The 13,039-nt window shown below is 73.0% G+C and carries 10 protein-coding genes and 1 pseudogene; 4 read left to right on the top strand and 7 right to left on the bottom strand.

What is annotated here, in order from left to right; translation table 11 throughout:
- Nucleotides 1-274: 274 nt before the first annotated feature.
- Both J3486_RS02555 and J3486_RS02550 read left to right on the top strand, forming a co-directional pair.
- Entirely contained in the window at nucleotides 275-1,102 is an 828-nt protein-coding gene (locus tag J3486_RS02555; protein WP_207818249.1) for an SAM-dependent methyltransferase, read from the top strand.
- Between the two features lie 132 nt (nucleotides 1,103-1,234).
- Nucleotides 1,235-1,375, top strand: a pseudogene (locus J3486_RS02550) (response regulator transcription factor); the annotation flags it as partial.
- Between the two features lie 37 nt (nucleotides 1,376-1,412).
- On the opposite strand, the gene J3486_RS02545 reads toward J3486_RS02550, so the two are convergent.
- The gene (locus J3486_RS02545; RefSeq protein ID WP_207818248.1) at nucleotides 1,413-2,108 is read right to left on the bottom strand and encodes a macro domain-containing protein; all 696 of its coding nucleotides are present in this window, start codon (nucleotides 2,106-2,108) and stop codon (nucleotides 1,413-1,415) included.
- Between the two features lie 126 nt (nucleotides 2,109-2,234).
- Between J3486_RS02545 and J3486_RS02540 the strand changes: the two genes are divergently transcribed.
- The gene (locus J3486_RS02540; RefSeq protein WP_207818247.1) at nucleotides 2,235-3,878 is read left to right on the top strand and encodes an ADP-ribosyltransferase domain-containing protein; all 1,644 of its coding nucleotides are present in this window, start codon (nucleotides 2,235-2,237) and stop codon (nucleotides 3,876-3,878) included.
- Between the two features lie 6 nt (nucleotides 3,879-3,884).
- Here the strand turns inward: J3486_RS02540 and J3486_RS02535 are convergent, their stop codons facing one another.
- Nucleotides 3,885-5,393: an alpha/beta hydrolase gene (locus tag J3486_RS02535; protein ID WP_207818246.1), complete on the bottom strand. Its 1,509-nt coding sequence runs from the start codon at nucleotides 5,391-5,393 to the stop codon at nucleotides 3,885-3,887.
- 101 nt (nucleotides 5,394-5,494) lie between these two features.
- Here J3486_RS02535 and J3486_RS02530 point away from each other — a divergent pair, with 101 nt between their 5' ends.
- Complete coding sequence (locus J3486_RS02530; protein ID WP_207818917.1) at nucleotides 5,495-6,436, top strand: MerR family transcriptional regulator; 942 nt, start codon at nucleotides 5,495-5,497, stop codon at nucleotides 6,434-6,436.
- A gap of 25 nt (nucleotides 6,437-6,461) precedes the next feature.
- Here J3486_RS02530 and J3486_RS02525 read toward each other — a convergent pair whose 3' ends face one another.
- From J3486_RS02525 to J3486_RS02505, 5 genes are all read right to left on the bottom strand, one after another.
- Nucleotides 6,462-7,214 carry a hypothetical protein gene (locus J3486_RS02525; protein WP_207818245.1) on the bottom strand — a complete coding sequence of 251 codons (753 nt, stop codon included), beginning with the start codon at nucleotides 7,212-7,214 and terminating at the stop codon, nucleotides 6,462-6,464.
- Between the two features lie 92 nt (nucleotides 7,215-7,306).
- A complete protein-coding gene (locus tag J3486_RS02520) occupies nucleotides 7,307-9,697 on the bottom strand; it encodes a hypothetical protein (RefSeq protein WP_207818244.1) in 2,391 nt (796 codons plus the stop codon).
- A 216-nt stretch (nucleotides 9,698-9,913) separates the two neighbouring features.
- On the bottom strand, nucleotides 9,914-10,453 hold the full coding sequence (locus J3486_RS02515) for a hypothetical protein (protein WP_307804659.1): 540 nt from the start codon (nucleotides 10,451-10,453) through the stop codon (nucleotides 9,914-9,916).
- Nucleotides 10,454-10,525: 72 nt separating this feature from the next.
- Nucleotides 10,526-12,181: a thiamine pyrophosphate-binding protein gene (locus tag J3486_RS02510; protein ID WP_207818243.1), complete on the bottom strand. Its 1,656-nt coding sequence runs from the start codon at nucleotides 12,179-12,181 to the stop codon at nucleotides 10,526-10,528.
- A complete protein-coding gene (locus J3486_RS02505) occupies nucleotides 12,178-13,020 on the bottom strand; it encodes a cyclase family protein (protein WP_207818242.1) in 843 nt (280 codons plus the stop codon). The genes J3486_RS02510 and J3486_RS02505 overlap by 4 nt, the downstream gene beginning before the upstream one ends.
- Between the last annotated feature and the right edge of the window lie 19 nt (nucleotides 13,021-13,039).

Genomic DNA, 13,039 nt, shown 5'->3' with positions numbered 1-13,039 from the left:
GCCCCCAGGGGGATACGTCGCCGTGGGCGATACGCGGAAGGTGCCCACGGCATACGTGGGCGGGCGGTGAGCCTCCGAGGCTAGTACCGGCCGTTGAGGGGCGAAGGCGGTTCCTGCGAGTTCACCCGTCGAGTGGCCGCCCCGGCGGCACCGCGCGCACCCGCGCCCCATCGGCACCAAGTCATATGCCAGATGGGGGTGTTGTGGCGGCCGATGCCCTTTACATTGAGCACGGCACTGACCATTTCCGTCCCTGCGCCGAGGAGATCCCGCCATGTCAGACGAGTCGCTGTCCCCCGACGAGGGCACCGCCCGCACGGCCCGGCTCCGCACGGACGTGTCGCACTCGGCCCGGATCTGGAACTACTGGCTGGGCGGCAAGGACAACTACCCCGTCGACGAGGAGGTCGGTGAGCAGATCCTCGGGTTCGTACCGGCCCTGCCGCGCTCGGCCGTGGCGGACCGTCAGTTCCTCGCGCGGGCGGTGAAGTTCCTCGTCGCGAAGGCGGGGATGCGGCAGTTCCTCGACATAGGCACGGGCCTGCCCACGGTCGACAACACCCACGAGGTGGCCCAGCGCACCGATCCGTCCTGCCGGATCGTGTACGTGGACAACGACCCCATCGTGCTGCGGCACGCCACCGCCCTGCTCACCAGCACCCCCGAGGGCGCCACGGACTACATCGAGGCCGATCTGCACGACCCGGACGCCATTCTCGAAGGCGCCGCCCGGACCCTGGACTTCAGCAAGCCGGTCGCCCTGACGATGCTCGGCGTCGTCAACTTCGTGATGGACACCGACGAGGCCCAGGCGATCGTCCACAAGCTGCTGGCCGCGCTGCCGTCGGGCAGCCATCTGGTGATCTCCCACCCGACCACCGAGGTGGACGGGGAGGCGATGACGCAGGCGGTGCAGTACTGGAACGGTCAGGGGTCGGCGCCGATGACCCTGCGCAGCCGCGCGGAGCTGCTGCGGCTCTTCGAAGGGGTGGAGCTGCTCGAACCCGGTGTGGTCTCGTGCTCGCGCTGGCGCCCCGACCTGGACGACGCGTCCACGATCGTGGACGTGACGCACTTCTGCGGCGTGGCCAGAAAGCCGTGACCCCGCCCCGAAAGGTCATGACCACAGGGAAGTTCAGCGGTCGCGCTCCCTTCGGTCGGCCCTGATCGCGCGTCCCGTTCGGAGTGCTCTGTGGGGCCTCGGCGGACGGCTGTGGGGCGGGTGCGATGGGCCCAGGGCCTGTCCAACCGCGAGATCGCCCAGCGCCTGGTCATCTCCGAGCGGACCGCCGACGCGCACGTCGAGCACATCCTGGGGAAGCTCGACTGCTCCTCCCGGACGGAGATCGCTCCGGCCCTCGCCGACCGCGACTAGAGGCCGCTCACCTGGACGCCGCTCACCTGGAAGCCGCTCACCGCCCCGTGGGCCGCGGGCCCGGCGTGCGGCCGCGCTCCGGCGGCGTGATCCGCACCCGCTCGCCGGCCGGCGCGCTCTCTATGTCGGCGAGCTGTGCCAGGACCGTCGCGCGCAGCTCGTCGTAGTCGTCGAACTCGTACTCCTGGAAAAGGGTGTGGCCCGTCCACATCAGATTGGCGCACACCTGCGCCGGGACCCGGCCGGTGCGGGCCCCCATGCCGACCAGGGCCACCGACCTGATGGCACCCGGCTCCTCACTGTTCTTGCGGTGGATCGCCTGGAACGCGGCGGCGCAGGCCAAGGCCACGTTCAGCGTCTCGCTCACGTTCTCCGACGACTCCTGCATCGTCGGCGTCGAGATCAGGTACGTGGGGTTGGCCGCCCCGGAGCGCACGCAGACCGCGCTGCCGATGGGCAGCCGCCCCGCGAACTCGTCGCGGATGGCGCGCTGTACGCGCAGCTGGATGCCCGCGCCGAGGTGCTGCTTCACGGCGGCGTCCACCCCGCCGTTCATCAGCCCCCGCGCGTTGGTCGGGCTGACCCAGGCGTCGGCCCGGACCGTGAGCAGGGATCCCTTGCGGATCCGGACGCCGGGGGTGTCGGCGAAGGCCGACCGCCAGGCCTCGACCACCTTCACGTTCGTGTCCGTCAGCACCACGTCGAGGGCCGCCTGGGCAGCGTCCACCGTCATCTTCGACTCCCGTCGGAAAAGGGGTTCTTCCACTGGTCACGACGTTACCGGCCGCCACTGACAACGGAGTTGGGGCGCTGACAGCGTCGGGCGGCGTTGTCAGTGCCCGCTGTTAGCCTCCCGGCCATGATCGACACCAACTCCCCCGCGCAGCCCGAACCCCACGACCCCGCCGACCCGTTGGCGCTGGCCGAGCTGTTCAAGGGCGGCGGTGAGCCCTGGCTGCCGCTGCTCAAGCCGGTGATCGAGGCGCAGCCCGGAGCTGCCTCGTTCATCGGACCGGGCCGCGCCCCCGACGTCGTACCGGTCCGCGAGCTGACGTTCCAGGCGCTCAAGCCGCACCCTCCGCACAAGTGGAAGGTCGTGGTGTTCGGCCAGAACCCCTATCCGCGGCCGGAGAGCGCCACCGGCATCGCGATGTTCGACAACACCTTCCACGACTGGAAGGACAGTCAGTTCGGCCGGGTCGTGAGCATCCGCTGCATCATCAAGGCGGCGGCGATGTGGAAGTACAACATCCCGAAGAAGACCCCGATAGCCGACCTCCGCAAGCTGTTGCAGCAGCGGGACACGGTGCAGCCGCCGGAGTGGTTCCAGGCCATGCTGACGCAGGGAGTGCTGCTGCTGAACGCGGCGCTGACGGCGAGCAGTGACGGGCCGCGGGGCGCCGATCCGCACACGGCGTTCTGGCGTCCGGTGGCCGAGCGGGTCGTCGAGGAGATCCTGCGGGCGAAGCAGGGCGCCGACGAGGAGGACCGGGGGGTCGTCTTCGCGTGGTGGGGTGCGCACGCGCGCAGCCTGAAGACGATCGTCCAGCGTCTGGAGAAGAAGTATCCCGAGGTCGAGGTCCGGCACATCGACCATCCCAATCCCGCGGCGCAGGGCGACATCTTCTGCGACGGCGACCACTTCGCGACGGTGAACGACGCGCTCGCGTCCCTGGGCGCGGACCCGGTGGACTGGCTGCCGAGCCTCGGTTGGGACAAGGACGCGGCCGTGCCGGGCGGCGCCGGCGGCGGGGTGGCGGAGCGGATGGGCGCGTTCATCACGTCCACGATGGAACTGCACCAGATGTATCTGGAGCGGCTGTCCAGCGTGAAGGACGAGGGCCTGCTCCTCGACGCGATCACCGGCGTCGCCGACACCCCGCTGATGGACTTCCGCGAGGCGGTCGGCCCGGTCTCCCGACTGCTCTCGGGCCTGGCCGGGCACGTGCAGCGTTCGCACGAGTTCGGCAAGCTGCGGGCCGACGACCCTGGTGCCGCCGGCGCGCGGTCCGGGCGGCTGTCCGCGGACACGATCGCCGCCCTGTACCTCTACACCTGCGAGTCGGCGTTCTACCGGGAGATCAACGCCGTCCTGCGGTCACCGGACCGCTCGAAGATCGTCCCCTACCTCCCCTACCTGCGGCTGCTGTTCTCCGCGGTGGAACAACTGCCCGCCCGCACCGCGCCGTTGTGGCGCGGAGTGCCGCTCGACCTGCGCGCGCAGTACCCGGTGGGGCGGACGGTCACCTGGTGGGGCGTGTCGTCGTGCACGTCGCAGGTCGGGGTGGCCCGCGCGTTCCTCGGCGGCCGCGGCAAGCGGACGCTGTTCGAGGTGCAGCCGGTGCGGGCCGTCGGCATCCGGGACTTCTCGGCGTTCACCGGCGAGGAGGAGTTCATCCTGCTGCCGGGCACGCAGCTGAAGGTGGTCGACGTGCGCAGCGAGCGCGGCGGTCTGTCCACCGTGCGCCTCGCCGAGTCCGAGGAGCTGCCCCTGGTGTCCTGACCGGGATCAGGCGGCGGGCCCGGCGTCGAGCCGTACGAGCACGCGCCGCATCGCCTCCCGCACGGCCGCCCGCGCGGTGCCGGTGTGGTCGAGTCCCTCGAAGCCGTGGTGCCCGTCCGGGACGTCGATCACCTCGACCGGTTCACCCCCGGCCGCGGCGGCCTCGATGAAGTCGGCCACGGTCGCCGCGACCGCCGAGGTCTCCAGACCGGCCCTGACGAGCACGAACGGGGGCCGCTGCGCACCCCGCGCGACGGCCTGGGCCGGCCGGAACCGGGGATCGTCGACCCCCCACCCGGGCAGCATCGCCATGATCGGGTAGTTGGCGGCGAGGCAGCGCAGCCACGGCGGGGCGGCGCTCAGCCACGGCGCCGTCAGGGGCCCGCCACCGGAGAAGAACCACAGCGCGATCCGGTCCGCGTCGACGCGTGGATCGGCGCGCACCTCGGCGACCGCCGCGGCCACGTCCTCCGCGGCCGTCGGGTACGCGGTCACGTCGTGCAGCCGGTGGTCGACGGTCACCCCGATCACGCCCTGCTGCGCCGCGTACCGGCCGTAGCCGACGAAGGTGGCCCAGTCGCGGGGTGTCGGCCGCGCGGTCGCGGGCACCGGTCCGCCGTGCACGAACACGATCGCGGGCAGCGGCCGGTCCGGGGCGCCCTGAGGAACGTACAGGTCGAGGTTCCCGCGCCGCTCCCGTGGGATCTGCGGCACGTCGAGCAGGAACGGCCGCTGGTATCCGGGCGCCGCCGTCTCCTCGCGCTGTCCGCTCTCCAGGCGTTCGCCTGCTCCGGCGGCCGCCGCGAGCAGCGCCTCGGCGAGTTCGTCGGGGCAGGACAGCATCGGCCAGTGTCCGGTGGGCAGTTCGAAGAAGGTGACCTCGGGCCTGGCCAGCGCCTTGATCGCCGGGTCGCCGAAGTCCAGGAGCATCCGGACGGCGGCGATGGTCGCGCCGCTGTCCGCGCACAGCACTCCCGTGGTCGGCGGGAGTTCCGTACCTGTGAGCCGCAGCGGCTGGAGCAGGGTGCCCAGGGGCTGCGGGACGGCGTGTGCGGTGAGCCGGTCCAGGTCCGCTGCGGACAGTCCCGCCGTGCTCCCCCACCGCGGCCACTCGTCCCGCGCGGGCGGCGGCAGCACGCCCTGGGTGTCCCCGGCCGCGGCGAGCCGCTCGCGCAGGTCCTGCTGGGGGACGGTCGCCAGCGCCTGGGCGCCGTCGGCCACCGGACCCGTGTCCACGTACACGATCCTGGCGATGCGGCCCGGCCGCCGGTCCGCCGCCCCCACGGCGGGGTACACCCCGTAGTCGTGACCGACCAGCACGACGTCGGGCCGGTCCGCGCCGATCTCGTCGACGATCTCCACGACCTGCGCGATGTGCGCCTCCAGATCGGCGCCGACGGCGGTCGGCGACGGGACCACATGGGTCTTCGCGCCCTCGGCGGTGAGCCGCTCCGCCGTCGCCCGCCATGCGTCGGGGCCGGTGAACAGCCCCGGCACCAGCACGAATTCGGTCATCGTCCACTCTCCTCGGTACTCCGTCGCGCGCGGCCCGGTCCGTCGCCGCGCCGCGTTCGCGGGTACGTTAGGAACTCCCCCAGAGGGAGGTTCAAGTGTCGCTGTCGTCCGGATCCGACGGCCTGTGGAGCATCGGTGAGCTCGCCGAGCACGCGGGGACGACCGTCAAGACCGTCCGCTTCTACTCCGACAACGGCCTGCTGCCGGAGCGATCGCGCAGCACGGGCGGGCACCGCAGGTACGCCCCCGACGCCCTGGACCGGCTCCAGCTGATCCGTTCGCTGCGCGGCCTGGGGCTGCCCGTCCCCGAGGTGCGGCGGATCGTCGAGGAGCGGGCCGGTGCGCAGAGCGTGCTCGAGGACGCCGTCGCGGGTCAACTGCGCACTCTGGGATCGCAGTTGACCGCGCTGCGCTGGCAGGAGGCCGCGCTGCGGCTGGTCCAGGAGTGCGCGCCGCGGGAGCGGGCAAAGCGGCTGCGGCTCGTCGGGGCGCTCGGGACACCGCCGAGCACGGACCCGCTGGCCCGGTTCTGGCGCGCCTGGCTGCCGCCGCGGATGCCGTCCGGCGCGCGTGCCGACTTCCTGGCGGCCGCCGTCCCGCAGCCGCCCGACGCCCCGGCCCCGGAGCAGGTGCTCGCCCTCGCCCGGCTGTGCGCTCTGGTGTCCCGGCCCTGCGGGGGCACGGAGCCCACCCAGCCGGCCGCGCACCGTGCGGCGGGCGCGCGTGAATCCACCGTGCTGTACGCGGGGTTGGCGGAGGCCTACGCGCTGGCGGCTCCCGTGATGCGCAAGGGCGCGGACCCGGCTCCGGGCGAGGCGCTGGACTGCTTCGTGGCGACGTACGCGACCGTGACGGGGCTGCGTGACACGCCGGAATTCCGTCGCGGCCTCGCGGGACAGCTCGCGAACGATCCCCGCCTGGACAGGTACTGGGACCTGGTGGCGGACCTGACCACCACGCCGGGCGCCGTCCCGGATCCGACGCCGGGTACGGCGCACGACTGGTTGCTGGCGGCCCTGGACGCGGAACTCGCCACGCTCTGACGGAGGTTCTGGCCCGGCGTGCCCGTCACGGTTCCAGGTCGTCGCAGTCGCGTTCGTGCGGCAGCAGCGGTCGCAGGGTGAGCTGGAGGCGGGCGCCGCGGTACGTCCAGACGACGCCGGGTCCGGCCGCGGCGGCCAGGTGCTCCGCGCGGGCGCGCCGGGTGCCGGTGAGAATGGCGCACGTGCCTTCGGTGGTGTCGGTGCCTTGGGTGGGGTCGCCGAGCGTCCAGGCCCGGGACGGAGTGGAGTCGTCGGTCCAGGGGCGGGCGAACACGGCGAGCCGGGTGGGCCGGTAGGGACGGGGCGCGGCGACGACGGCGTCCGGGGACCAGCGCTGCGGATCGAGCCGCTCGCGGAACGCTTTCACGTCGTCGTCGGGCAGCGGCAGCCGGGCGGTGCGCGGCTGCCCCGGGCCCGCGACGGTGGCGACGAGCACGCCTGCGTCCACGGCGTCCGTATCGGGGGTCGGGCCGTGCGCGGTCTCGTACGCGTCGGCGTAGAGGCGGTCCGCCTTCGCGTCGTCGACCCGGCGCACGGTCGCCGTGAGCAGCGAGCCCTCGGCCGGTCCCGGCACGACGACGCTGCGGTCGCCGTAGAGGGTGAACTCCGGCAGGGCCGCGAGCACGGCCGGTGACGGCGTGCCCGGGATCGTCCGGACGACGACGGCCGGCTCGCCGCTGCCGGTCGGCCGCTCGGGCGCGGCGGCGCCGTCGTCCGACTGGCAGGCGGTCAGGAGCAGGGCCGCAGCGCCGGCCATGAGGGCGGATGAGGTGCGCATGCCCTTTCGACGGCGCGGCGGGACGTTCCGGTTCCGCCCGCCGGGCGTCCGGTGCCCGGCGGGACCGGGCCGGGCGCCCGACGGGGCGGTGCTCACGACTTGGTGAGGGTGTACGTGCCGCTGCCCGCCTTGTTCACGAGCACGAGGCCGTGACAGCCGCTCGGCAGGTCGACGGTGACCGACTCGGGTGCGCCGGCCCCGGCCGTGTCACCGGCGGCGGTGGCGCCGAGCCGGCTCACGACGTTGTCGCCGCCGCCCTGCGTCGTGTCGACGACGAACAGTTCGGCGTCCTGGTCGGTGCCCGAGGGGGTGACCGTGTACGTCGCCTTCTCCGCCTCCGGAAGGCAGAGGTCCCAGACGGCGGCGAGCCGGTCGGCGCCCATGGTGACCGTGGGCGAGCCGGCGAAGACGCCTTCCGTCTCGTCGGCCTCGACACCGTAGTCGCCCGTGCCCGAGACCTGGGTGACCCGCGGGTAGTAGTCACCCGTGGGACGCACGTTGGAGTTGATGGCGACGAAGTCGGTGACGCCGGTCCCGGCGACGCTGGCGCCGAGCAGGTCGTTCTGCGCCTGGTCGTCGTAGAGCCTGAGGTCGTAGTCGGCGCCGGCGGGCGGGCGCAGGGCCACCACGGACCAGAACACCTTGGTTGTGTCGAACCGGTAGTTGTGGGCGGGGTCCGGGGTGGGCCGGGTCTGCGACTGGTGGTTCGTCAGCGGATTGCGGTAGCCGTAGTCGATGGTGTTCTGGAAGAGGCTGCCGAGCGCGGGCGCGCCGGTCTCGCGGCCGTCCGCGACGCGTGCGTCCCAGTACTCGCGGAAGGTCGTGGCCCGGTGGTCGAGGAAGGTGTTCCACACGGGGGCGAGTCCTTCGCCGTACGCGTCCCAGCCCTCCGTGCCGCTGTCGACCAGGTCCCACAGCGCTCCGGCCACCCGGCCCTCGACCGCGTCGCCGTCGTCCCATCCGCCGGTGTCCCAGGTGTGCTTGTCGAAGTCGACGGTGAAGCCGCTGGCGTCGTTGTTGGTGTCGGTGCGGTCGACGTACAGCGGGTCGCCGAACACGGCGACGCCGTACCAGTCCGCGAACCCTTCCGACCAGGCGCAGTTGGTGCTGCTGGTGTTCGTGATGTAGTGCGGGGAGGGGCAGTGGGTGTCGAAGTCGTCCTCTTCGTAGGTGTCGTCCATGACGGCGTGGCCGATCTCGTGGACGACGACGTTGCGGTCGTCGGCGTCCTGCGGCGGGAGATAGATCTCGTCCTCGCTCGGCCGGTAGAAGGCACCGCCCGGGTCGTCGTCCGGGTGCCAGTTGATGTCGGTGCGGCGGCAGTCCCAGTCGCGTTCGTCCCAGCAGTCGCCGGGGGTCCATTCGGCGGCGGTGTTGGCGAAGTCGTAGGCGCGCAGGGCGCCTTGGAGCCGCGCGTCGGCCGCGGTGTAGGAGCCGAGGTTGCTGGTGGTGCCGTCGCCGCGGTCCTCGAAGTTGGGCGTACGGAACTCGTAGACGTCGTCGTCGTCGCGTTCCACGCCCCACTGGCCGTTCTGGGTGACGAACTTGAGGTAGAGGTCCTGGCCGCCGAGCGCGTCGGTGCCGTTGTCGAAGCACAGCCGGAACGCGCCGTTGCCGTCGGTGAGTCCGACGGTGAGCAGGTCGTCGCTGTTGGCCGGGTCCTCGTCCCAGACCTGCACCTGGAGGTTGGCGGACGAGCGGGCCACGCCGTCCTCGTCGTTGTAGAAGAAGGAGCCGCGGACGCAGGTGAGGGCTCCGGCGGCGGACAGGGTCGCGGCGGCGCCGGGGTCGTCGGTGTGCGGCTTCGCCAGTCCTTCGGCGGGGATCTTCGCGGTGGGCCTGCCCATCAGCGGCTTCACCTTGGTCCCTGCGGGGGCCTTGGCCGCGGTGTAGGTGCCGGAGGCGAGACCGAGGCGGGAGTGGGCGGCGTCGGTGCCCACGGTGAGCAGGGCCGGGTCCTCGACGCCCGCGCCGTAGCCCTCGGGCGGCAGGACGCGGGTGCGCACGGTCAGGTCGCCGGTGGCGGCGGCGGTCACGGGGGCGGTGAAGGTGAGGGTGCGGTCCGCGCGCAGGTCCAGGGTGCGGGTGGCGCGGCTGACGGATCCGCCGTCGCCGGGGAGGGCGTCGGCCCGCCGGTCGATGGCGAAGCCGTCGGGCGCGTCGCTGAAGCGCAGGGCCGCCGGGAGGTCGATCTCGACCTTCGCGCCGGGGATGTCGATGCGGGGGTCGACCTTCACCGTCAGGGTCGTGGCGCCGCCCTTGGCCGGGGCCGCGTCGAGCGCCGTCTTCACGGCGACGCAGCGCGGGCCCTGGTCGCCGCCGTCGTCACAGGCGGCGGTGCGGGCCCCGGGGTCCGCCGCGGCACTCGCCGTGGGGGCCGCCGCGGCGGGCAGTGCCTGGAATCCGCCGAGAGTCAGCGCGGCGGCGGCCATCCCGCCGCCTAAGGCGCGCCGCACTCCGGATCTTCGCCCGGACAGGCTCATGTCAATCTCCCTTTTCCGTAAGGCAGTTGAGACTTCCGGGACAGATGATGAACGAGTGCCGGGCGGGCGTCACCCGGAGCGGACGCGTCCGCAATCGTTGGCGCGTTTACCCAGCACCCGTGCTCACCGTGAACGACACAACAGGTCCATTACGGACGGGGGTTGCGTTCGTTCTGAGCCAGCCTCCGCACGCCCTCCCTGGAGGCCGAGGCCCGGCTACGGCTCCTCCTCGGCCATGAACTCCGCGACGAGCTCCGCCGGATTGGCCCGCGCGGTCAGCCGGAACATGGCGTCGGGGTCGAACATGTCGTAGAGGACGACCGGTACGCGACGCCCCAGGGTCGACGTGATCCGGCCGCTCTCGTGCAGACGCCGGGCCGCGGCGACACACACCTGCGCGAACCACTCGGCGAGCCGCTCCTCGTGTTCGTCCGGCGCGTCCGGCTCGTCACCGTCCTCGTACCAGAGGTCCAGTTCCCCGGCCGCCCGCCGGAACAGCTCGGCGCCACCCCGCTCGCGGCCGACGGCCGCCACCCCTTCGAGACCCGTCACCGGGAAGAAGGCGTAACTCCAGCGCGCCTCCCACGCGTCCGCCGCCTTGTCCGCGGCATCCGCCGCGTCCGCCTCGGTCGTGTAGCCCACGGCCACGTACGGGCACCGCGGGTCCTGGTCCACGCTGTCGATCCGCAGGGTCACCGCGTAGATCCCGGCGCCGCGCGGAAACCCGGCCACGACCTCGTCGACACGCTCTGCCACGTGCGCGCTGAACAGCGCCGATCCGTCGCCCACTCGCTCGCCCCTCGCCCCTCACCCTGTGCGCGCGGGGTGTCAGTGCCCCTTGAACGCCTCTTCGAGCCACCACGACCCGTGGTCCCGCACCACTTTCGCATCCACGAGGAGCGGGGCGTGGCGCGGCCCCTCGACCCAGTCCCGGACGGCCTTCAGATCGGCCGGGGTGCGCACGGTGACCGCCTCGAACCCGTAGCCGCGGGCGACGGCGGCGATGTCGGTGGGCGGGAACTCGACCGTGTCGAGCGGGTGCCCGTCCGGGCCGAAGTGGTGCACTTCCGCCCCGTACGCGTCGTCGTTGTAGACGACGACCACCATGGGCAGACCGAGCCTGCGGACGGTGTCGAGTTCGACGGCGCTCATCAGGGCCCCGCCGTCGCCGAGCGCGGCGACCGGGAGGCGGTCGGGGCGGGCGAGGGCGGCGCCGACGGCGGTGGCCAGGCCGAGGCCGATCGACTGGAACGCCTGCGTGAAGCACAGGCCCTGCTCGTCGGGGACGGACAGGTACATCGTCGGGTGGCCCATGAAGTTGCCGGAGTCGACGCCGATGACCCGCTCGGCGGGGAGGATGTCGTCGAGGGCGATGCTGAGGGTGCGCGGGTCGATGCGGTCGCGGGTGGACTCGTCCTCGTACGGGATGTCGCGCCAGCGCAGCCGGGCGGCGAGGGCCTCGCCGTTCTCCGGCGCGCGGTAGCCGGTGCGCTCGCCGGAGCCGAGTGCGGTACGGATCCGCTCGGCGGTGATGCGGACGTCCCCCGTGACGCCGAGGTCGACGGGGCGCTGTCCGCCGAGCGCGGCCGGGTCGTCGTCGACCTGGACGAGCGTGGCCCCGGGGCCGATGAGCGCGCCGTGCCGGGTCGTCCACATGGTCAGCGAGCAGCCCCAGGCCACGATCGCGTCGGCGCCCCGGATCAGTTCGGCGGCCAGGGGTGACGCGAAGCCGCCCGAGACGTCGAGCGACCACGCGTTGCCGTGGAAGAGGCCACGGGCCACCGCCGATGTCGCGAGCAGCGCGCCGCACCGTTCGGCCAGGGCTTCCAGTGCCGCGCGGCAACCGGGTCCGCGCGAGCCGCGCCCCGCGAGGAACACCGGGCGTTCGGCGCGCGCGAGGACGTCGGCGAGGGCCGCGATGTCGGTATCGGCGGGTTCGACGGCGGCGCGTGCGGCCGGCGGGGCGACGGCGGCCAGCGCCGCTGCCGCCTCCGTGTCCGGGACGTCCTGGGCCTGGACGTCGAGCGGGAGGTTGAGCACGAGGGTGCGCCGCTCCCGTACGGCGTCGCGCACCGCCGCGCAGGTCTGCGCGACGGCGTCCTGCGCCGAGGTCACACGGGTGCTGCGCGCACCCACCGCCTCCGCCAACGCCCGTTGATCGACGGAGAAGTTGGAGCGCGGCTGGGACGCCTCCGCCGCCACGACGACCAGTGGCGTACGGCTCTTGGCGGCCTCGCCGATGCCGGTGAGGGCGTTGGTGAGCCCGCAGCCCTGGTGCACGCTGACCGCGGCCACGGCGCCGCTGACCCGGGCGTACGCGTCGGCCATGGTGGCGGCGCCGCCCTCGTGCCGGGTGGCGACGAAACGGGCGCCCGCCGCGGCCATCGCGTTGGTGACGTGGAAGTTCCCGGAGCCGACGACGCCGAAGACCTGTCCGACCCCGGCGGCGACGAGGGCCCGTCCGACCGCTTCGGCGACCTTCACGACGTCCGCCCCGCCTGTCCCGTCCGCCCGGTCCGCTCGACGAGTGCGAGGACCCGGGCGGGCGCCCCGGATCCGGAGACGATGGGCAGCGGCCCGGCGATGACAACGGCCCCGGTGGACGGCAGCCGGTCGAGGTTCTGCAGCTGCGTCAGCCCGTACTTGCCGCTGCCCATGAGGTACGAGTGACAGGGGAACGCCGGATCGAAGCCGTGCGCCGCGCCCGCGTCGGTGCCCACGGTCTCCACGCCGAGCCCCGTCACCGGCGACTCCTCGGCGACCCAGCGCGCGCACGCGACGGAGAGTCCGGGAGTGTGCGGGCCGTTCGCGTCGGCGTTCAGGAACGGTTCCTGTGCGTGGGACCTGCTGCTCCAGCCGGTCCGCACGAACAGCCAGCCACCGTCGGGCAGGGCGCCGTGCCGGTCCTGCCACGCCTCGATGTGCTCCACCTCGACGAGGAAGTCCGGGTCCTTGGCGACCTCGTCGGTGACGTCGAGGACGGCGGCGGGGGCGACGAGCTGCCGGGCGGGGACCGAGGCGATGTCCGCGAGGTCCTTGCCGGTCACCCAGTGGTTGGGGGCGTCGAAGTGGGTGCCGGTGTGCTCCCCGGAGCGGAAGTTGTTCCAGTACCAGGCCGGTCCCCGGTCGTCGTACCGGCTGATCTCCTCCAGCTCGAACACCTGGGTCTGCCCGAACTCGGGCGGCAGCCTGAGCACCGGTGTGCCGGACGACAACGGCGCGGTGAGATCGACGACTTCGATCCCGCCGCTGCTCAACTCGGCCACCAGAGCGGCGAGTACGGACGGCGACGCTGGTGCGGCTGCTGCCGTGGGCTCAGACATGCCTGCATCCTGAAGGCAT

The organism is Streptomyces sp. VRA16 Mangrove soil (assembly GCF_017377775.1).
Taxonomy (GTDB): Bacteria; Actinomycetota; Actinomycetes; order Streptomycetales; family Streptomycetaceae; genus Streptomyces.
This window is presented reverse-complemented; position numbering and strand designations above follow the sequence as displayed.